This is a genomic window from Bradyrhizobium sp. USDA 4454, assembly GCF_054822705.1.
In genome coordinates, this window is the sequence record NZ_JBTRCN010000001.1 from 3053675 (window position 1) to 3073441 (window position 19767).

Consider the following 19767-nt stretch of genomic DNA (forward strand, 5'->3'; position numbering starts at 1 on the left):
TGGAGCGAAGCGCAATCCGGGGAAGTCGTGTTCCCGGATCGGGCCGTCCCGGATTACGCTTCGTTGCATCCGAGCTACAATCCGCCGACGTTGCTACGCGGCGCGCACGATATCCCTGACGTGGCCGATCATCTCATCGATCATCGCCGCGGTCACATCGAGATGCGTGCAGGCCCTGATCCGGCCGTCCATCATCGCCAGCGTCACGCCGCGCTTGCGCAGCTCGGCGACCATCTTGTCGCCTGACACGCCGGCGCCGTCCGGCTTGAAGAACACGAGGTTGGTCTCGGGGGCCTGCACCGCGATGCCGTTGATCTGCGACAGTCCGCGTGCCAGTGCCCGGGCATTGGCGTGATCGTCGGCGAGGCGCTCGATATGATGATCGAGCGCGTAGATGCAGGCGGCGGCACAGACGCCGGACTGCCGCATCGAGCCGCCGAGCCGCTGCTTCCAGCGCCAGACGTCATCGATGAACGCGCGAGTGCCGGCGATGACGCCGCCGATTGGTGCGCCGAGGCCCTTGGAGAAATCGATCCAGGCCGAATCCCAGCCCGCCGTCATGTCGCGCGGCGAGATGCCGGCGGCAACCGTGGCGTTCAGCAGCCGCGCGCCGTCCATGTGGGTCATCAGCCCATGGGCCTTGGCGATGCGCACGACCTCGTCGAGCGCGGCCTTCTTCCAGATCGTGCCGCCGCCGATATTGGCGGTCTGCTCGACGCTGACGAGCACCTGCGGCGGCTGGTAGCGGGTGCGCGGATGCAGCGCGGCGCGGAACGTCTCCGGCGTGAACTGGCCGTCGTCGCCGTGTAGCTGTGTGATCTGGAAGCCGCCGAGCGCGGCATGCGCGCCGCCCTCGCGCGCGATGATATGCGCGGTCGCGTGTGCCAGGATCTCGTCGCCGGGGCGGCAAGTGGCCAGCGTCGCGGCAACGTTGCACATCGTGCCGGACGGCATGAAGACGGCGGCTTCCTTGCCGAGCAGATCGGCGACGCGGGCGCAGAGTTCATTGGTGGTCGGATCGTCGCCGACCTGCTCGTCGCCGACCTCAGCCCTGGCCATCGCCTCGCGCATCGCCGGCGTCGGCTTGGTCTGGGTGTCCGACAGCAGATTGATGCGGACCGTGGGCGCCTTCGGATCGGGCCGGGCAGGGGTGTAATGCATGATGTCTCTCTCGGTCGATCTGCTGCGACTTTAGCCAAATAAAAAGGCCCCGGCAAAACCGGGGCCTTTCCGAACTCGCATGCGTGATGTGATCAGCGCGAATAGAATTCGACGATCAGGTGCGGCTCCATCTGCACCGGGAACGGCACATCCGAGAGGCCGGGGGTGCGCGTGAACTTCGCGGTCATCTTGGCGTGATCGACCTCGAGGAAGTCGGGCACGTCGCGCTCGGGCAGCTGGGTCGCTTCCAGCACCGGCGTCAGCTGCTTGGAGGATTCCTTGACCTCGATGGTGTCGCCAACCTTCAGCTTGTAGCTGCCGATGTTGACCTTGCGGCCGTTCACCTTGACGTGGCCGTGGTTGATGAACTGCCGCGCGGCGAACATCGTGGAGACGAACTTGGCGCGATAGACCACGGTGTCGAGACGGCGCTCCAAGAGGCCGATCAGGTTCTCGCCGGTGTCGCCCTTCAGGCGGCTCGCCTCGACATAGATGCCGTGGAACTGGCGCTCGGAAATGTTGGCGTAGTAGCCCTTGAGCTTCTGCTTGGCGCGGAGCTGCACGCCGAAGTCGGAGAGCTTGCCCTTGCGGCGCTGGCCGTGCTGGCCGGGGCCGTATTCCCTGCGGTTCACGGGGCTCTTCGGGCGGCCCCAGATATTCTGGCCCATGCGGCGATCGATCTTGTACTTCGCCTCACTGCGCTTTGTCATCGCGTCCTCTTGGTATAGCCGTCGCCATCCAGCGTCCGGCGTTTTGTCAGTTCAGGGTTTGAGGAGACGCGCCCTCCTGTGTACCGGCCAGACGGCCTGTACCGACAGGTCCGCCTCGAAAGCTCGGGGAGAACCACGGGTCGCGAAACGCTTCGCGGGCCGAAACCGGCCCGCGAGCAGGGGTGGTCTTAAGGAGAAAGTCCGGTCCTGTCAAACAAAACACGGGGCATTTTGGGGCGAATCGGCGCTAAAATCGGCCTGTTTTGCCACCTTGAGGCGGTTTCCGGCCGTGCGGACGGGCCAGGCGTCCGCTTGCGGCCAGATCGCGGCCAATTCCGCGGCGATTTCGACGCCCAGCACCTGCTCGAGCCGGCTCACGGCGCTGGTTTTGCCAGGGGCTCTCCGGCCTTGATCACGTAGACCCCAAGCACCTTGAGCGGCGTGCCGCCGGACGCCTTGGCGTCGTGCACCGCCCCTTCCGGGATTTGGTAGGAATCGCCCGCCTTGAGCTTCAAAGGCGGCTTGCCGTCGATCAGCAGCTCGAGCTCGCCTTCGAGCACATAGCCGGTTTCGGCGCCAGGATGGCTGTGGCGTCCCGACGCACCCCCGGCCGGGATCTCGGCAATCGCCGTGACCGTGTTGTAGCCCGCCGGGAAATCGACCTTCTGCAGCGGCGTTCGCTTGATGCCGCTTTGTTGCGCCAAGGCAGCGCCAGCACTGACAAAGGCAGCGCCGGTACCGGCAAAGGCAATCACGGTGAGACCAAGCAGCAATTTCCTGAACATGCATTTCCTCCCCAGACCGGCGGAAGTCTAGCAGCGCGGAATCGCAGCGAAAAGCACATGATGTGTGATGTAGGCTTCCGACATCGGGATTAGTCCGTTCATCCAATCGCGCTCGGGCCTGCCCTGCGACATCGTGCCTCGATTGATTTGATGCGCAATCCAAACTCGCGGAAAGCACTCGCAAACGAGCGGATCTTGCTCGCTTTTTGCGAAGACAATCATGAACACGGCATCGGATTGACCTGAATTGCGACATCTTCGTTAAGGCTGCTCGCCCCGGGATTGCGATTGGCACAAATTGCACATTACACGCTGGACGTGTTACGCTATCGTTTGCTCTCAAAGTGAAAGAGCTCGTGACGACGTTCGATGGGACGGATCGCGCGCCGCGGGAGCGGCTGCGCATAGAGAGGCGCGCGCATAGGGACGGGGCGGATAGGGAAGAAGGCCTGACGTAATCAAACGCTGCCGAAACGAGCAGCACCAAAAAATGGAAGGGCGCGCGACAATGCAATCCAGCAAGATGTTCGGCCACCATCGCCCACGGTAGTGCGCGGACAGGTGCACTGGAATGGTCCGCGCAGAGATCACCTCAGCTGATCCACAGCCGCACGACGGCGTCGAGACCGATGAGATGGTCTGGATTCCCGGCGGCACGTTCCGCATGGGCTCCGATCATCACTATCCCGAGGAGGCGCCGTCGCACCGGGCGTCGGTCGATGGCTTCTGGATCGACCGTACGCCGGTAACCAACGCCCAATTTCGCGAATTCGTGCGCGACACCGGTTACGTCACGGTCGCCGAGCGGCCGCCGGATCCGGCGCAATATCCGGGCGCGCTGCCGCATATGCTGTACGCCGGCTCGCTGGTGTTCTCTCCGCCGCGCCGGGTCACAACCCTCCGCGACTGGAGCCAATGGTGGACCTTCCTGCGGGGCGCGAATTGGCGTCACCCCTACGGCCCGCGCAGTAATATCAACGTACTCGGCAGTCATCCGGTGGTCCACGTCGCCTACGCCGATGCGCTCGCCTACGCCGAATGGGCCCGCAAGGAGCTTGCGACCGAAGCGGAGTGGGAGTTCGCGGCGCGCGGCGGGCTCGAGGCCGAGGAATATGCCTGGGGCAACGCCTTGACGCCCGGCGGCAAGCACATGGCCAACATCTGGCAGGGCAATTTCCCGCTGCAGAATCTCTGCGAGGATGGTTTTGACCGAACCTCGCCGGTGACCGCATTCCCGCCGAACGGTTATGGCGTCCACGACATGATCGGCAATGTCTGGGAGTGGACCAGCGACTGGTGGTCCGCCCGGCACGAGGCCGACGCTGCGAAACCCTGCTGCATCCCGCAGAACCCGCGCGGCGGCCGCGAGGAGGCGAGCTACGACCCCGCCCAGCCCGCGATCAAGATTCCCCGCAAAGTCCTGAAGGGCGGCTCGCATCTCTGCGCGCCGAACTATTGCCGCCGCTACCGCCCGGCCGCGCGCCATGCCGAGCCGGTCGACACCTCGACCAGCCATGTCGGCTTTCGCTGCGTGGTGCGGTCGACCGTGCCGAGTCCATCTCAACCAGCGCAAACGCCGTCTGAAAGTAAAGGGAGTGTTGAATGAGTAGCGACAACGACAAGGCCGTCGAAACGGCCCAAGTGATCAACCGCAGGAATGTGCTGCTCGGAACCACATCGATCGTCGCAGCGGCGGCGCTGACCTCGGAAGCTCTGGCGCAGGCGCAGAAGGCCGCACCTGCGGCGAGCCCGGCAGCGACATCGTCCGACCGGAAGCCGAACATCCTCGTGATCTTCGGCGACGACATCGGCCAGACCAATCTGAGTTGCTATTCGTTCGGCGTAGTCGGCTACAAGACACCGAACATCGACCGCATCGCCAAGGAAGGCATGATGTTCACCGACTATTACGGGGAGAACAGCTGTACGGCCGGGCGATCCACCTTCATCACCGGCCAGGCCTGCAAGCGGACCGGCCTTTCCAAGGTCGGCGTTCCCGGCGCGACCGTCGGCTTGCAGGACCGCGACGTGACCATCGCACAGGCGCTGAAGCCGCTCGGCTATGCCACCGGGCAGTTCGGCAAGAACCATCTCGGCGATCGCGACGAGTATCTGCCGACCAAGCACGGCTTCGACGAGTTCTTCGGCAACCTCTATCATCTCAACGCCGAGGAAGAACCCGAGAACCCGACCTTTCCGAAAAACGATCCGCTGTTCAACCAGCACCCGCGCGGCGTGCTGAAGTGCAGCGCCGACGGCAAGATCGAGGACACCGGACCGCTGACGAAAAAGCGGATGGAGACGATCGACGACGAGACGTCGGATGCCTGCGTCGACTTCATCCAGCGCCAGGCCAAGGCGAACCGGCCGTTCTTCTGCTGGATGAATTTCACGCGCATGCACCTGTTCACGCATGTGCGCCCGTCGATGGTCGGCCAAAGCGGCATGCCCGGCAATTACTACGCCGATGGCATGATCGAGCACGACGGCGACGTCGGCAAAATTCTCAAGGCTCTGGATGACCTCGGCATCACCGAGAACACCATCGTCATCTACACGACCGACAATGGGCCGAACCGCTTTACCTGGCCGGATGCCGCCACCTCGCCGTTCCGCAACGAAAAGGATTCCAACTTCGAAGGTGCGTTCCGCGTGCCGGCGATGATCCGTTGGCCGGGCCGCATCAAGGCAGGTGAAGTTTCGAACGAGATGTTTTCGGGACTCGACTGGTTTCCGACCCTGATGGCCGCTGTCGGCGATACCGACATCAAGGATCGGCTGCTCAAGGGCACGTCGATCGGCGGCAAGACCTTCAAGGTCCATCTCGACGGCTTCAACCAACTGCCCTATCTCACGGGGCAGCAGCCGAAGAGCGCACGAGACTGGTTCGCCTACTTCAACGACGACGGCGTCCTCGTCTCTTACCGCCTCGGCGATTGGAAGGCCGTGTTCGTTGAAATGAAGCATCCAGGTGGCTTCGCGGTCTGGCAGGAGCCGTTCACTCCATTGCGCGTTCCCAAGCTCTTCAACCTCCGGATGGATCCGTTCGAGCGGGCCGATATCGTTTCCGATCAGTACTTCGATTGGCTGACCAGGAACGACTTCATCCTGGCGCAGCTGACGACCCATGCCGCGGTCTTCCTGCAAACCTTCATCGAGTATCCGCCGAGCCAGGAGCAGGCGAGCTTCTCGATCGACCAGATCTCGCGCGACGTCGAGGCGAAGATCAAGGCCAACGCCGCCAAGGGCGCCGGCAAGTAACGCGGCCGGTCGGCCGCCGTTGCGAGCGGCGTGACACGACGAGACCGGGAGGCGTCTGCACTAGCAACGCCTCCCGTGCGGACACAAGCAGGATTCTGATGGTCAGCTCCGGCCCCATTGCGTTGCGGTCTTCGCCGATGAACGAGAACACAACAGCTTCGTCGGCCCGCAATGCCGTGCTTGATCTCAAGGCGCGCATCGGCAAATCGGTGCTCGGGCAGGACCACCTGGTCGAGAGTATGCTGATCGGGTTGCTCGCCAATGGCAATCTCCTGATCGAAAGCCTGCCGGGACTTGCCAAGACGCGCGCGGTCAAGACGCTGGCGAAGAACCTGGCGGCGGACCTGTCGCGCGTGCAATTCACGCCGGACCTTTTGCCATCGGACGTGACCGGCGCGGAGATCTACCTGCAAACCGACAAGGGCGGCCAGTTTCGGTTTCAGAAGGGGCCGATCTTCGCCAACCTCGTGCTGGCGGACGAGATCAACCGCGCGCCGGCCAAGGTGCAATCGGCGCTGCTGGAGGCGATGGAGGAACGTCAGGTTACCGTCGCCGGCAAGACTTACAAGATGCCTGATCTGTTCATGGTGCTCGCGACCGAGAACCCGATCGAGCAGGAGGGCACCTATCCGCTGCCCGAAGCGCAACTCGACCGCTTCCTAATGCATGTCGTGGTCGGCTATCCCGACGAGGCCACGGAAGCGGAAATCATCAGGCTCAATCGCGCCGAGAATGCGCAGAAGCCGGCAGCCGGCGCCGCCGAGCCGCCGCCGGTGCCGCAACAGGCGATCCTCGATGCGCGCGGCGAGATCGACCGCATCTTCGTCTCCGACCTTGCAGAGAAATACATTGTCGACCTGATCTATGCGACGCGGTTTCCCGGCCGCTACGGCGACCCCCTCAGCAAATGGATCCAGATCGGCGCCAGCCCGCGCGGCAGCCTCGCGATCGATCGCTGTGCGCGGGCGCGGGCGTGGCTCGACGGCCAGGACTTCGTCACGCCCGACCACGTGCGATCCGTCGTGCACGACTGCCTGCGGCACCGGCTGATCCTGAGTTACGAGGCGGTATCGCAGGGCATCAGCCCCGACCAGGTGATCGACAAGATCACTGAACTTGTCGCTGCTGCGTGAGGCCATGATGACCGAGACGTCAGCCAGAACGCCCGGTGTCTATGTCAATCTCGACGATCTGATCGCGCTTGAATATCGCGGCCGCAAGGTCTCTTTCCTGCCGCGCCAGCCGGTGCATAGTCTGCTGTCGGGCCGCTTCGCCTCGCGCATGCGCGGCCGCGGGCTGAACTTCGAGGAGATCAGGGACTACCGCCCTGGCGATGATGTCAGAGAAATCGACTGGAAGGTGACCGCGCGGCTGCAGAAGCCGCATCTGCGCGTCTTCAACGAGGAGCGCGACCGACAGGCGCTGCTCGTGGTCGATCAGCGCCTGTCGATGTTCTTCGGCAGCCGGCGCGCCATGAAGTCGGTGACCGCGGCCGAGGCCGCCGCGATCGCTGCCTGGCGCGTGCTCGGCGTCGGTGACCGGATCGGCGCGATCGTGTTCAACGACAGGGATATCGTCGAAATGGCAGCGCGGCGCAGTCGCGCGACGGTGCTGTGGACATTGTCCGCCATCGTCGCGCAGAACCAGGCGCTCGGCGTCGGCCGCGGCATCGTTACGGCGCCGGGCATGCTCAACCAGACGCTCGAACGCGCGGCGCGGCGCGCGATGCATGATGCCACCGTGATCGTCATCAGCGATTTCGACGGCGCAGATCCCGCGACGCGCCAGATGATCGGGGCGATGAGCCGGCACAATGACGTGGTCGCTGTGCTGGTCCACGATCACCTGCAAAGCGATCTGCCGGCCTCGAGCCGGATGACCGTCACCGACGGCGAGCTGCAGATTCAGCTCGAAGTCGGCCGCGAGAGCGTTCGAAGGAATATCGCGCAGGCATCGCAGGAGCGGCTGCGGGACGTCTTCGCGTGGACGCGCGAGCTCGGTATTCCGGTGCTGCCGCTGAGCACAGCAGAGGAAACCGCGCCGCAAGTCCGGCGCCTGCTCGGCGGGTTGCCTGCCCGGCACGGACGCGGTGATGGTCACAGCAAGGCGGAGGCGGCCCTTGGCTGACACCCAACCCATCATCGCCGATCCCGTGGCGGGCCTGATCGATATCCCGCTGCCCCCACCGGTGAGCCTGCTTCCCGCGACCTGGGCTGCGCGGATCGTGATCGTGCTGGTTGCGGCGGCCATCGTTGTCGCGGCGTGGCGCCTGCTGCGGCATTTCCGCGCCAACCGTTATCGGCGTATGGCGCTCGCGGAGCTCGACCGGCTGCTGCAAATGCCCGGCGCCGTACAGGATGGAATGGCGGCGAGCCTTGCCCTGCTGGTGCGGCGGACCGCGCTCGATGCCTTTCCGCGCGAAACCATCGCGCCGCTGGCCGGCGCGCGCTGGCTTGCGTTCCTCGACCGCAGCTATGGCGGCGACGAATTCTCGCAAGGCGCGGGCCGGCTGCTCGCGGCCGCGCCTTACGGGCGAATGACGGCGGATGCCGGCGAACTGAAGTCGCTGCAGGACCTCGTGCGACGCTGGATCAGGGGGCATCATGCTTGAGCTCGCCTGGCCCTGGATGTTCGCGATCCTGCCGCTGCCGATCCTTGTGTGGTGGCTGCTGCCGCCGTATCGCGCGCGACAGGCCTCCGTGATGGTCCCGTTCTTCGACCGTCTTGCGGCAGCAACCGGACAGACGCCGCAGCGCGGCGCCGTCGTGCTGCAGCGACGGCGCATCCAGATGGTGGCGGCTGCGTTGATCTGGGCGCTCGTCGTCGCGGCGCTGGCGCGGCCGCAATGGGTTGGAGCCCCCGTCACGCGCGAGGTCTCGGCGCGCGATCTCATGCTCGCGGTCGACATTTCCGGTTCGATGGACCAGCGCGACTTCCGCAGCAGTGATGGTCCGATGTTGACGCGGCTCGACGGCGTCAAGCGCGTGATCACGGATTTCATCGCGCGCCGGCACGGCGACCGCATCGCTCTCGTCCTGTTCGGCACCAAGGCCTATGTGCAAGTGCCGTTCACGCAGGACCTAGAGACGGCGGCTGCGCTGCTGGCGCAGACCGAGGTCGGCATGGCCGGCCAGCAGACCGCGATCGGCGACACCATCGGGCTTGCGATCAAGACCTTCCAGACCAGCAAGGCGCAGGAGAAGCTTTTGGTCCTGCTCACCGACGGCAACGATACCGCAAGCCGCATCCCACCGGAACATGCCGCCGACATCGCACGTCAGAACGGCGTCGTGGTCGACACGATCGGCGTCGGCGATCCCGCAGCGACCGGCGAGAATCGCGTCGATCTCGGCGCGCTGCGGTCGGTTGCCGAGACGACGGGCGGCCATTTCTTCCGCGCCGAGGATGGCGCGCAATTGCAGGCGGTCTACGCGGACATCGACCGTCTCGCGCCGGCCAGGCTCGATACGCTGTCGTGGCGGCCGAAGCTGCCGCTGTTCCAGTGGCCGCTCGGCGCCGCGGTGACGCTGTCGCTGCTGCTGTGGCTCGGCCTGTCGCTGCAAAGCGGGCTGGGACGGAGAGGAGCGCTCGGTCATGCATGACGCGGCTGCGATCCCATTCCATCTGCTGCGGCCGCTATGGCTGTTCGCCTTGATTCCGGTCGGTGCCGTGTTTGCCTGGGTGCGTTGGCGGGCGAGCCCGCAGGCGCAATGGGGCGGGGTGATCGCGCCGCATCTGCTCAACCATCTCATCGTGCAGCCGGGGGCAGGACGTGGCGCCAGTCCGCTCTATCTGGTCGCTGCCGGGCTGTCGCTCGGCATCGTCGCGTTGTCGGGGCCGACCTGGCGGCGTGAGCTGCCACCTTTCGTCGAGGACAAGGCGCCGCTGATGATCGCGCTGTCGCTCGACAATTCGATGAGCCAAAGCGACGTCGCCCCGACGCGGCTCGAGCGCGCCAAGCAGAAGATCAGGGACCTGCTCGCCGCACGCGCCGGCGCGCGAACCGGACTGATCGCCTATGCGGGCACCGCGCATCTAGTGATGCCGCTGACTGACGACCGTGCGGTGATCGAGCCGTTCCTTGCAACGCTCGCGCCCGGCCTGATGCCGTCGGCCGGCGACAACGCGTCCGCGGCCGTCGCGCTCGCCGCGGAGGCGCTCGCGACCGAGACGGTGCCCGGGACGATCCTGCTCGTCGCTGCCGACGACGGTGGCGAGGCGGGCGCGGTCCGGCAGGTTGCCGGACGGAACGGCCTGGTCGAGCTCAGCATCACGCCGGAGCACAAGGGCGGAAGGTTCGCGCTCGGTTCGGACGTGGTCCGGGTCAGCATCGACGATACCGACATCGCGGCGCTCGAGCGCCGGATCGAAACCCGCTATCAGGCCGCCCAAAGCGACAAGTTCGGCACGCAATGGCGCGACGAGGGCTTTTGGCTGCTGCTGCCGATTGCGCTGCTCAGTCTGCTTTGGTTCCGGCGCGGCACGACCGTGGCCTGGGTTGTCGCCTTCGTCTGCCTGTCGCACCTGTCGTCCGCAGGGGCGGAGGAGCCGCGCCGCCTTGCCGATCTGTGCTTGACGCCCGACCAGCAGGGCCGGATCGCCTTCGATCGCGGCGACTATGCGACCGCGGCCAAGCGCTTCGCCGATCCAATGTGGCGCGGCATCGCCGCCTATCGTGCGTTCGACTTCCTCACCGCCGCACAGGAATTCGCGCGCGTCGATACGCTCGAGGGACATTTCGCGCTGGGCAACGCCCAGGCGCAGAACCACGCCTATGAGAAGGCAATCGCCGCCTATGACGAAGTCCTGAAGGTCGCGCCCGGTCATGTCGCCGCGACGACCAACCGTGGCATCGTACTGGCTGCGCTTCAGGCGCAGGAGGAGAAGCGAAAGAAGCAGGAGCAGGACGACAGTGCGCCGCCGGACGAGAAGGCCGACGAGATGCGTGTCGACCCAACCCAGAAGGGCGGCAAAAAGATCCAGGTCACACCGGCAGACTTGACCACGCCCGGCGCGGCGGAAGCCTGGATGCGTCAGGTGCAGACGACGCCGGCCGATTTCCTCAAGCTGAAGTTTGCGATCCAGGATGCGACGCAGCCCGCGGGAGCGAAGCCATGAGGTATCCGCTCGCCATCGCGGCCCTGATGCTCGGCCTGCTGCCGCCCTGCGCCACGCTCGCCCAGCAAAACGCGCCGGAGCCGATCCTGCGGGTTACGCTCGATCCGCCGCGCGTCGTGGTGGGGCAGGCCGCCATGCTGCGGATCGAGGTGCTGGCGCCGAACTACATGACGGCGCCGCCAGAGCTGCCGGATTTTCAGGTCCGCAACGCCGTGACCCGGCAGTTGCGCAGCGCCAACGAAAGCGAGGAACGGGACGGCCTCACCTATGCCGGCGTCCGGTTCGAATTTGCGATTCATCCGCAGGAGCCGGGCAGCTACGCGATCCCGGGCCAAACCATCACCGTCAAATACGCGGCCGAGCCGCCGGCGACCCGCCAGGCGACGCTTGCGCTGCCGCGGATCGCATTTCAAGCCTTCATCCCGGATGCAGCATCCGATCTGCAGCCCTTCCTGGCCGCACGCAGCCTGTCGATCACTCAGACCGTCACTCGCTCGTCGGATCGTCTCAAGGCCGGGGATGCCGTGACGCGAACCGTCACCATCGAGGCCGAGGGCATCCCGGCGATGCTGTTGCCGCCGCTGACCTTCGCTGCGCTCGAGGGGCTCAAGCTCTACCCCGCGCAGCCGTCGCTTCAGGACAAGACCGAAGGGCGCCCCGAGATCTTGTCATCGGCGCGGGTCGACAGCGGCGTCTACATGCTCGAGAAGGCCGGCGACTACGTGCTGCCGCCGGTCGACCTGCGCTGGTGGAACACCGGGTCGCAACGGATCGACGTGGCGCATCTCGATGCGGTGACGTTGCATGTCGAGGCGAATCAGGCGGTGGGCGGCGCGTCGCCAGACGGTACGTTCGGCGCCCGCGAGTCATGGCGCACACTGCGCAACGCGATCGCCGATCACTGGCAGGCGACTGCACTGGTGCTGCTGGCGCTGGCCGGGCTCGGTTGGCTGATGCCGCCGACGGTGCGGGCGATCGTGGCAATTCATCGCCGGCATCGCGAGGCCTATCTGCAATCGGAAGCGTTCGCGTTCGGGGCGTTGCGGCGCGCCGCGCGCAAGGACGACGCCAAATCCGTCTACTTCGCGCTGCTCGACTGGCTGCAACGCTTCGAGCCGGTCGCGCCGCGCCATACGATCGAGGCCTTTAGAGCCGCCGCCCATGATGCTGCGCTCGATGACGAGATTGGCGCGGTTGAGCGCGCGCTGTTTTCGGCGTCCCCCGGCGCAGCAGGCTGGTCACCGGGGCAGTTGCTGCGCCGTGTCGCCGGCGCCCGGCGCCGCATCCGGCGCGAAGCGGCGCGCGCTGCAAGGCATCGGGCGACCGGACGACTCAACCCCGTTGATGATCGCGTGGTGTCGCTCAACCAGCAGAGGAGGCCTGCGCGATGAGCCACGATGCAGGCCTGGCTGTCTCGAAGCGAACGCTTCTGATCGCGCTGATCGCCCTGCCGTTCAGCATGCTCGCACCGTCGCGCGCGTTGAGCCAGGCCGACCCGCTGCCGTCCTGGAACGACGGCGCGGCGAAGACGGCGATCGTCGATTTCGTCGCGCGTGTCACGACGCCGGGCGGGCGGGACTTCGTGCCGCCGGCCGAGCGGATCGCCACCTTCGACAATGACGGCACGCTGTGGACCGAGCAGCCGTTCTATTTCCAGCTCGCCTTCGCGCTCGACCGGGTCAGGGCGATGGCGCCGGAGCACCCCGACTGGAAGGCCCGGCAACCGTTCAAGGCGGTTCTCGAAGGCGATAGCAAGGCGCTTGCTGCGACCGGCGAGAAGGGTCTGCTTCAGATTATCGCGGCGACGCATGCCGGCATGACCACCGACGCGTTCGCGGCCTCCGTGCGTGACTGGCTCGCGACCGCAAAGCATCCGCGCTTCAACCGTCCCTATGACAGCCTGGTCTACCAGCCGATGCTGGAGCTATTGGCTTATCTCAGGGCGAATGGCTTCAAGACCTTCGTCGTCTCAGGCGGCGGCGTCGAATTCATGCGGCCGTGGATGGAGCGGGTCTATAGCATTCCGCCGGAGCAGGTGGTCGGATCGTCCGGCGTGGTGAAATTCCAGATCGGCGCCGACGGCAAGCCCGTGCTGATGAAAGAAGCCAAGGTCGAATTCATCGACGACGGCCCCGGCAAGCCGGTTGGGATCAACCGCTTCATCGGCCGCCGTCCGATCTTCGCCTTCGGCAACTCGGACGGCGACCTGCAGATGCTGCAATGGACCGCCGCGGGATCGGGCGCGCGCTTCGCCGGCATCGTGCACCACACCGACAGCGTTCGCGAATACGCCTACGACCGGCAATCGAAGATCGGCAAGCTGGACAAGGCGCTCGATGCGTCTGGCGCGGGCGGCTGGACCGTGGTCGACATGAAGCAAGACTGGAAGGAGGTCTTTCCACCTTTGTCCACGTCCGGCGCCGCGAAGGGAGCGAAGCCATGAGCGGCTACGATATCTTCGCCTGGATCGTGCTCGTCATTCTGGTCGCCAGCGCGATCGGCGTGTTCTGCATCGCGGGCTGGCTGCCCGGGCACATCGCGAAATCCCGCAATCATCCCTATGCGCAGGCCGTGACCGTCGCCGGCTGGATCACCCTGATCTGCGGCTTTGCGCTGTGGCCGATCGCGTTCGTCTGGGCCTATGTCGACGTGCCGGCGCCGCGCCGGGCGGGAGACGCGTGATGGGTGTCGCGATCTTCAACACCTATCTGGTGCTGCTGTTCCTGCTGGTGCATTTCAAGGTCGTGCGCTTCAACCTGTTCTGGAAGGCGTCGCCCTTCATCGTGCTGGTGCTCTTGCTGTTCGGGCTGCTGGTGCCGATGGGGTGGGGCGCGCCGCAGGGCTCCGCGCTGGTGGTGCGCAACGCGGTGTCGATCGTGCCCGATGTGGCGGGCGAAGTCACCGAGGTGCCGGTTATCGCCAACGCACCGCTGAAGGCCGGCGACATCCTCTTCAAGATCGACCCGACGCCCTACGATGCGCAGGTCAAGGCGATCACGGCGCAGCTCAAGCTGTCGAAGACCAGGCTTGCGCAGATGACGACGCTCTACGAGCGCGACGCGGGGCGCGGCTTCGACGTCGAGCAGCGGCAATCCGAGGTCGACCAGCTCAGCGGCCAGCTCGAGGCCGCGCAGTGGAACAGCGACAAGACGACGGTGCGCGCGCCGGCCGACGGCTACGTCACCAACCTTGCGCTGCGCAAGGGCGCGCGGGTAGCGAACTTGCCGCTGTCGCCGGTGATGGCGTTCATCGATACCTCGAACACCATCATCGGCGTCGAGATCAACCAGATCGACGCGCGTTACGTCGCGCCGGGACAGGAGGTCGAGGCGACCTTCAAGTTCGCGCCCGGGCAGATTTATTCAGGGAAGGTCGAAAGCGTGTTGCAGGCGGTCGCGACCGGCCAGATCACGACCTCGGGCACGGCCGTCGCGCCGAAGACGATCGAGGCGGTGCCGTTCGTCGTGCGCGTCAGGCTCGACGATGCCGCCTTCGCCAGCCGGCTGCCGGCCGGTTCGACCGGCACGGCCGCGATCTACACCGACCACATGAAGCCGACCCACGTCGTGCGCCGCGTGATCCTGCGCCAGCTCGCGATCGTCAACTATGTCAATCCGTTTTGAGGGGAGGCGCGCATGAGAAAGACAATCCTCGGAGTTCTCGCCATGGTGCTGGCGGCCACGGCAGCGCAAGCACAGACGCCCTCGCCGGACGAGCTTGCCGGGCGCAACATCCACCGCCGCGCCGTCGAAGCCATGATCTGGGCGATGCCTGCGGTCAACACCGACCTGATGCTGCAGGCGATGCTGACGAGCACCAAGGCGAAGGTGAACGAGATCGTCTACTGGTCGAAGCCGGTGAACTGGAAGAACCAGACGCTGACGCCCAATCCGGACTCGATCTACTTCATGTCGTTCTGGAGCCTGAAGGACGGTCCCGTCGTGATCGAGATTCCGGCGGCGCAGGGCGGATCGATCGCCGGCAATATCGTCACCGCATGGCAGATGCCGCTGGAGGATGCCGGTCCCGATGGCGCCGACAAGGGGCAGGGCGGCAAATACGTGATCCTGCCGCCAGGATACAAGGGCGAGGTGCCGGCCGGCGCCTTCGCGCTGCAATCCGACACGCTCAGCGGTTTTGCGCTGCTGCGCTCCAGCCTCGCCAGCCACAAGGAGGCCGACATCGCCAAATCGGTCGCCTACGGCAAGCAGGTCAAGATCTATCCGTTGGTGCAGGCGGCCAGCCCGCCGCCAACCAATTTCACCGATGCCTACGACGTCCTGTTCGACGCGACGATCCCGTACGATGCGCGCTTCTACCGCAATCTGGATCGCGTGGTGCAGAACGAGCCATGGCTCGATCGCGACCGGGCGATGATCGATCAGCTCAAGACAATCGGCATCGAGAAGGGCAAGCCGTTCAATCCTGATCAGAAGAGGACGACGATCCTCGACGCCGCCGCGCGCGAGGCACACGCACTGCTGTCGCAGTTCTATGATGACGGCTTTCCGGTCATCAATCCCGGCATCCGCTGGTTTCCGGCGGCTATGCCCGAGATGGTGAAGGCGGCGCAGGGCGGCTACGCCGACCCCGATGCCTATCCGATCGACGCGCGCGGCGTGACTTACACGCTCGGCTTCACCGGCATCAAGCGGATCGGAACCGCTCAATACTACCTGATGAGCAGCAAGGCCAGGGACGGCGAAGCCTTCGATGGCGGCGGCACCTATCGTCTCACGGTGCCAGCCAACCCACCGGTCAAGCACTACTGGTCGGCGACCGTCTACGACCGCGAGACGCACGCACTGGTGCGCAACATGCCTCGCGCCAGCCGCGCGTCCATCAGCGACGGCATCGAGACAAACGCGGACGGCTCGGTCGACGTCTATTTCGGCCCGAAGGCGCCCCAGGGCAAGGAAGCCAACTGGGTGCCGACCGATCCGAACCGCAAGTTCGAATTGCTGTTCCGCCTCTACGGCCCGGAGAAGCCGCTGTTCGACCACAGCTGGAAGCTGCCCGACGTCGAGCGGGTTGCCACGACAACAGGCGGTTCAACGAAATGAAGCGCTGGGAATTGCTTATTGATACAACAGGGAGTTGTGTGATGAACGCCGGTCTTTTGCTAACCACCGCCGCCGTCGCGTTCGCTTGGGCAATCCCGGCGTCCGCGCAGACGCAAGCGCTGGCCTACGCGTTCGAACGCGGCTATCCGACGCCGGATACGACCAAGCGCGCACGCGATGACGCCGACTTCCAGCGCGCGATGACGGCTTATCGGTTCTGGTATCCGACCGTTTCGGTGGAAGGCATCTTCAACGGCAATCGCGAGGTCGGCATCAAGGACGACGAGAAGATGGGGATCGCCGCCACCGGGCCTCGCCAGGTCGGCTTCACGCTGAACTCCGATACGCCCTATGGTTCCGCCACGCTCGACCTGTCCAAGGGGCCTTACGTCATCGAGCTGCCGCCCGGCGCTTACATCGGTCTGGTCAATGACCATAACCAGGGCTGGGTGCAAGACCTCGGCCTGCCTGGTCCCGATGCCGGCAAGGGGGGCAAGCACCTCGTGCTCCCTCCCGACTACAAGGGCAAGGTCCCGGAGGGCTACTACGTCGGACGTTCGAAAACCTATAAGAACCTGCTCGCGGTGCGGGCGCTGCCGGTCGGCGGCGACATCAACAAGGCGATGGACGCGTTGCGCGCCTTGAAGGTCCATCCGCTCGGCAGCAACGCCAATCTCGCAATCGTCGATACGAGCAAGGAGAAGCTGGACAGCTCCTCGCTGCGTTGGGAGGACAACATCCAGTTCTGGCAGGTGCTCAAGCGGATCGTCGACGAGGAGCCGGTCGTTCCGTCCTTCCTGCCGATGTACGGCCTGCTGTCCGAACTCGGGATCGAGAAAGGCAAGCCGTTCGCGCCGAATGCGCGGATGACGGACATCCTCACAAGCGCGGCGAAGGCGGGACGGGACCAGATGCTGGTTTCGGCTTTCGACAGCGCACGGCCCGATCGCATCAACTGGCCGGATCGCAAGTGGGAGTGGGTCGGCCTCACGCCGGGCAGCGCGCAATTCGAGACGGCGGCCGGCATGGACCTCGAGTCGCGCGATCGCTGGTTCGCGCAGGCGATCGTCACCTCGCCGGCGATGTTCCGCCGTACGGCGGGCGCCGGTTCGCTCTACTGGATGAGCGTGCGTGACGACACCGGCGCGTTCCTCGACGGCGGCAAGAACTACACGCTGAGCATGCCGCAGCCGGTGCCGGGCAAACTGTTCTGGTCGGTTACCGTCTACGACACCGCGACCCGCTCGCAGGTCCAAACCGACCAGGACAAGGGCGCTCTCCGCTCGATGTTCGAACTGAAGGACATCAAGGGCAGCGCACCGGCACTGCTCTATTTCGGTCCGGATACGCCCGCGGGACACGAGGCGCACTGGATCAAGACACAACCCGGCAAGGGTTGGTTTGCCTACATCCGCATCTATGGGCCGGAAGAGGCGGCGTTCGACAAGAGCTGGAAGCCCGGTGATTTCACCGAGGTGCAGGCTGCGACGATCGGGAGCACGAAATGATGCTGCGGAATTCCTTCGTCGTCGCTGTGCTCTGGCTTGCGGGCCAAGGCACGGCACTCGCGCAATCGCCCGTGCCCGTCACGGTCGACAATTTTGCCCGCGCGGAATCCGATCTCTATGTCGGCAACCTTAGCAAGGGTGTCGGCCTCGGGAAGCTCAACCATCGCCGCGAGCCGGCCAGCATCGACAATCAATCCGTGATCCGGCTCAACCGCGACACGCTCTATACATCAGGTGTGTTCGACCTCGATGCGGGACCGGTGACGATCACGATGCCGGACCCGGGTAAGCGATTCATGTCGTTGCAGGTGATCAGCGAGGATCACTACGTCCCCGCGGTCTATTACGGCGCCGGCAAGCGCACGCTGACGCGCGACAACGTCGGCACGCGCTACGTGGTGGTCGGGATCCGCACACTGGTAGATCCGAACGATCCAAAAGACATTGCGCAGGTGCACGCGCTGCAGGACGCAATCAAGGTCAATCAGAAGAGCACCGGTAAGCTCGAGCTTCCGAACTGGGACCCCGCCAGCCAGAAGGCTGTTCGCGACGCGCTTCTCGCGCTGAACGATTATACCGGCGGCTTCGCGCATGCCTTCGGCCCGAAGGGGCAGGTCGATCCCGTCAGGCATCTGATCGGCACGGCCGCCGGCTGGGGCGGCAATCCCGACAGGGACGCCACCTATCTCAGCGTCACGCCCGCCAAGAATGACGGCGCGACGGTCTACAAGCTGACCGTCCGCGACGTCCCCGTCGACGCGTTCTGGTCGATCAGCGTCTACAACGCCAAGGGATACTTCGAGAAGAATCCCTACGACGCCTACACGCTGAATGACATCACCGGCAGGAAGGGCCCCGACGGCTCGATTGCGGTTCAGTTCGGTGGCTGCGACGGCAACATTCCCAATTGCCTGCCAGTCACTAAGGGTTGGAACTACACGGTCCGGCTTTACCGGCCACGTGCTGAAATCCTGAGCGGCAAATGGAAATTCCCGGAGGCGCAGGCGGTCAAGTGAAGGGAGCGCACGTGATCCGCAGGCCTCGATCATCGCTAAAGGCAGCGGCGCTGGCAATCGCCGCGCTGCTGCTCGCCGCGATCGTGCTTGCGGCGGCGCCGGCCGGCGCTCAGGACGAATCGCCCATCCGCGAGCTCGTGGTCGGCACCAAGGATGCCCCGCCGTTTGCGATCAAGAATGGCGACGGCGAATGGAGCGGCATCAGCATCGAGCTGTGGCGCAAGCTCGCGGATCGGCTCAAGCTGCGATATCGATTCGTCGAGGCGTCGTCCGTCAGCACGCTGCTCGATGGGTGGCAGGCCGGAAAGTTCGACGTCGCGGTGGCGGCGATCACGGTGACGCCGGCGCGGGAGAAACAGGTCGATTTTACGTTGCCCTATTTCCAGACGGGGACCGGCATAGCGGTCCAGACCGACCATGTTGCGAACTGGATGCCGGTGATCCGCTCGATCGCATCCTTTGGCTTCGTGCAGGCGGCGCTGGCGCTGCTCGGCCTCGCCATCCTCGCCGGGCTCTTGATCTGGATGTTCGAGCACAATTCCAACGAGGGGTTCGGCCGCGGGCTCGCGCATGGCCTGAGCTCCGGCGTGCTGTGGTCGACCCACACCATGACCCAGCGCGTGGTCGGCGGCGCAGCGCCGATCACGCTGCCCGGGCGCATCGTCGCGGTCATATGGATGATCGTATCGGTCATCGCGATCGCGGTGTTCACCGCCGGCATCACCTCCGCGCTGACGACCAAGCGGCTGCACGGCGCGGTCAATTCGATCGGCGATCTCTCAGCGGTCCGCGTCGGTGTGGTGCAGGGGACGGCAACCGAGGACGCGCTGTCGCGAATGCGCATCAAGCACCATGGGGTTGCCTCGGCCGCGGAAGGCTTTCGGGCGCTGCAGCAGGGCAGCATCGATGCGCTCGCCTATGATCGGCCGATCCTCGCCTGGATGATCCGGCAGGGCAGCCTGTCGGCCGAGCTCACCGATGTGACCTTCGAACCGCAGAGCTACGCCATCGCGTTGCGGGAAGACCGCATCTTGCGCAAGCGGCTCAACATCGCGCTGCTGGAAGCCGGGCAATCGGATTGGTGGAAGGATGTGCTGTTCCGCTATCTGGGGCAGACAAATTGAGGTTCGCATCGGAGCGGATCG

19 protein-coding genes are annotated in these 19767 nt (G+C 65.3%); 15 read left to right on the forward strand and 4 right to left on the reverse strand.

Going from position 1 to position 19767, the window contains the following annotated elements; genetic code table 11:
• Positions 1-93: 93 nt before the first annotated feature.
• The 4 genes from ACVIW0_RS13975 to ACVIW0_RS13990 all read right to left on the reverse strand — a co-directional run bounded on the left by ACVIW0_RS13975 (position 94) and on the right by ACVIW0_RS13990 (position 2656).
• On the reverse strand, positions 94-1161 hold the full coding sequence (locus ACVIW0_RS13975) for a threonine aldolase family protein (protein ID WP_461352860.1): 1068 nt from the start codon (positions 1159-1161) through the stop codon (positions 94-96).
• Between the two features lie 92 nt (positions 1162-1253).
• Positions 1254-1871, reverse strand: coding sequence for a 30S ribosomal protein S4 (rpsD, locus tag ACVIW0_RS13980; protein WP_461352861.1), 618 nt, complete (start codon positions 1869-1871; stop codon positions 1254-1256).
• A gap of 210 nt (positions 1872-2081) precedes the next feature.
• The gene (locus ACVIW0_RS13985) at positions 2082-2249 is read right to left on the reverse strand and encodes a hypothetical protein (RefSeq protein WP_461352862.1); all 168 of its coding nucleotides are present in this window, start codon (positions 2247-2249) and stop codon (positions 2082-2084) included.
• Positions 2246-2656, reverse strand: coding sequence for a cupin domain-containing protein (locus tag ACVIW0_RS13990; protein ID WP_461352863.1), 411 nt, complete (start codon positions 2654-2656; stop codon positions 2246-2248). Before ACVIW0_RS13990 ends, ACVIW0_RS13985 begins: the two co-directional genes overlap by 4 nt.
• Positions 2657-3227: 571 nt before the next feature.
• On the opposite strand from ACVIW0_RS13990, the gene ACVIW0_RS13995 reads away from it, so the two are divergent.
• From ACVIW0_RS13995 to ACVIW0_RS14065, 15 genes are all read left to right on the forward strand, one after another.
• A complete protein-coding gene (locus tag ACVIW0_RS13995) occupies positions 3228-4262 on the forward strand; it encodes a formylglycine-generating enzyme family protein (protein WP_461352864.1) in 1035 nt (344 codons plus the stop codon).
• Entirely contained in the window at positions 4259-5917 is a 1659-nt protein-coding gene (locus ACVIW0_RS14000; RefSeq protein WP_461352865.1) for an arylsulfatase, read from the forward strand. The genes ACVIW0_RS13995 and ACVIW0_RS14000 overlap by 4 nt, the downstream gene beginning before the upstream one ends.
• 137 nt (positions 5918-6054) lie before the next feature.
• Positions 6055-7050 (forward strand): AAA family ATPase, encoded by a 996-nt coding sequence (locus ACVIW0_RS14005; protein WP_461352866.1) that lies wholly within the window; start codon positions 6055-6057, stop codon positions 7048-7050.
• A gap of 7 nt (positions 7051-7057) precedes the next feature.
• The gene (locus ACVIW0_RS14010; protein WP_461352867.1) at positions 7058-8044 is read left to right on the forward strand and encodes a DUF58 domain-containing protein; all 987 of its coding nucleotides are present in this window, start codon (positions 7058-7060) and stop codon (positions 8042-8044) included.
• On the forward strand, positions 8037-8528 hold the full coding sequence (locus ACVIW0_RS14015) for a DUF4381 domain-containing protein (protein WP_461352868.1): 492 nt from the start codon (positions 8037-8039) through the stop codon (positions 8526-8528). The genes ACVIW0_RS14010 and ACVIW0_RS14015 overlap by 8 nt, the downstream gene beginning before the upstream one ends.
• Positions 8521-9519 (forward strand): vWA domain-containing protein, encoded by a 999-nt coding sequence (locus tag ACVIW0_RS14020; RefSeq protein WP_461352869.1) that lies wholly within the window; start codon positions 8521-8523, stop codon positions 9517-9519. Before ACVIW0_RS14015 ends, ACVIW0_RS14020 begins: the two co-directional genes overlap by 8 nt.
• Positions 9512-11035, forward strand: a complete 1524-nt coding sequence (locus ACVIW0_RS14025; protein ID WP_461352870.1) for a vWA domain-containing protein — start codon at positions 9512-9514, stop codon at positions 11033-11035. The genes ACVIW0_RS14020 and ACVIW0_RS14025 overlap by 8 nt, the downstream gene beginning before the upstream one ends.
• On the forward strand, positions 11032-12426 hold the full coding sequence (locus tag ACVIW0_RS14030) for a BatD family protein (protein ID WP_461352871.1): 1395 nt from the start codon (positions 11032-11034) through the stop codon (positions 12424-12426). Before ACVIW0_RS14025 ends, ACVIW0_RS14030 begins: the two co-directional genes overlap by 4 nt.
• Positions 12427-12494: 68 nt before the next feature.
• Positions 12495-13478: an HAD family hydrolase gene (locus tag ACVIW0_RS14035; protein WP_461357324.1), complete on the forward strand. Its 984-nt coding sequence runs from the start codon at positions 12495-12497 to the stop codon at positions 13476-13478.
• Positions 13475-13717, forward strand: a complete 243-nt coding sequence (locus tag ACVIW0_RS14040) for a DUF3302 domain-containing protein (protein WP_050401988.1) — start codon at positions 13475-13477, stop codon at positions 13715-13717. The genes ACVIW0_RS14035 and ACVIW0_RS14040 overlap by 4 nt, the downstream gene beginning before the upstream one ends.
• On the forward strand, positions 13717-14658 hold the full coding sequence (locus tag ACVIW0_RS14045; RefSeq protein ID WP_461352872.1) for an HlyD family secretion protein: 942 nt from the start codon (positions 13717-13719) through the stop codon (positions 14656-14658). Before ACVIW0_RS14040 ends, ACVIW0_RS14045 begins: the two co-directional genes overlap by 1 nt.
• Before the next feature lie 12 nt (positions 14659-14670).
• Positions 14671-16098 carry a DUF1254 domain-containing protein gene (locus ACVIW0_RS14050; protein ID WP_461352873.1) on the forward strand — a complete coding sequence of 476 codons (1428 nt, stop codon included), beginning with the start codon at positions 14671-14673 and terminating at the stop codon, positions 16096-16098.
• Positions 16099-16139: 41 nt separating this feature from the next.
• Positions 16140-17606: a DUF1254 domain-containing protein gene (locus ACVIW0_RS14055; protein WP_461352874.1), complete on the forward strand. Its 1467-nt coding sequence runs from the start codon at positions 16140-16142 to the stop codon at positions 17604-17606.
• Positions 17603-18622, forward strand: a complete 1020-nt coding sequence (locus tag ACVIW0_RS14060; protein WP_461352875.1) for a DUF1254 domain-containing protein — start codon at positions 17603-17605, stop codon at positions 18620-18622. Before ACVIW0_RS14055 ends, ACVIW0_RS14060 begins: the two co-directional genes overlap by 4 nt.
• Positions 18623-18633: 11 nt before the next feature.
• Positions 18634-19746, forward strand: coding sequence for a transporter substrate-binding domain-containing protein (locus ACVIW0_RS14065; protein WP_461352876.1), 1113 nt, complete (start codon positions 18634-18636; stop codon positions 19744-19746).
• Positions 19747-19767 lie beyond the last annotated feature (21 nt).

Excerpts from the sequence above, each read along its gene's own strand:
- ACVIW0_RS14010 (WP_461352867.1), top strand. The coding sequence starts at position 7,058 with ATGACCGAGACGTCAGCCAGAACGCCCGGTGTCTATGTCAATCTCGAC.
- ACVIW0_RS13975 (WP_461352860.1), bottom strand. The coding sequence starts at position 1,161 with ATGCATTACACCCCTGCCCGGCCCGATCCGAAGGCGCCCACGGTCCGC.
- ACVIW0_RS13990 (WP_461352863.1), bottom strand. The coding sequence starts at position 2,656 with ATGTTCAGGAAATTGCTGCTTGGTCTCACCGTGATTGCCTTTGCCGGT.
- ACVIW0_RS14060 (WP_461352875.1), top strand. The coding sequence starts at position 17,603 with ATGATGCTGCGGAATTCCTTCGTCGTCGCTGTGCTCTGGCTTGCGGGC.
- ACVIW0_RS14035 (WP_461357324.1), top strand. The coding sequence starts at position 12,495 with ATGCTCGCACCGTCGCGCGCGTTGAGCCAGGCCGACCCGCTGCCGTCC.
- rpsD (WP_461352861.1), bottom strand. The coding sequence starts at position 1,871 with ATGACAAAGCGCAGTGAGGCGAAGTACAAGATCGATCGCCGCATGGGC.
- ACVIW0_RS14030 (WP_461352871.1), top strand. The coding sequence starts at position 11,032 with ATGAGGTATCCGCTCGCCATCGCGGCCCTGATGCTCGGCCTGCTGCCG.
- ACVIW0_RS14050 (WP_461352873.1), top strand. The coding sequence starts at position 14,671 with ATGAGAAAGACAATCCTCGGAGTTCTCGCCATGGTGCTGGCGGCCACG.
- ACVIW0_RS14000 (WP_461352865.1), top strand. The coding sequence starts at position 4,259 with ATGAGTAGCGACAACGACAAGGCCGTCGAAACGGCCCAAGTGATCAAC.
- ACVIW0_RS14025 (WP_461352870.1), top strand. The coding sequence starts at position 9,512 with ATGCATGACGCGGCTGCGATCCCATTCCATCTGCTGCGGCCGCTATGG.
- ACVIW0_RS13995 (WP_461352864.1), top strand. The coding sequence starts at position 3,228 with ATGGTCCGCGCAGAGATCACCTCAGCTGATCCACAGCCGCACGACGGC.
- ACVIW0_RS14040 (WP_050401988.1), top strand. The coding sequence starts at position 13,475 with ATGAGCGGCTACGATATCTTCGCCTGGATCGTGCTCGTCATTCTGGTC.
- ACVIW0_RS14005 (WP_461352866.1), top strand. The coding sequence starts at position 6,055 with ATGAACGAGAACACAACAGCTTCGTCGGCCCGCAATGCCGTGCTTGAT.
- ACVIW0_RS14045 (WP_461352872.1), top strand. The coding sequence starts at position 13,717 with ATGGGTGTCGCGATCTTCAACACCTATCTGGTGCTGCTGTTCCTGCTG.
- ACVIW0_RS14020 (WP_461352869.1), top strand. The coding sequence starts at position 8,521 with ATGCTTGAGCTCGCCTGGCCCTGGATGTTCGCGATCCTGCCGCTGCCG.
- ACVIW0_RS14055 (WP_461352874.1), top strand. The coding sequence starts at position 16,140 with ATGAACGCCGGTCTTTTGCTAACCACCGCCGCCGTCGCGTTCGCTTGG.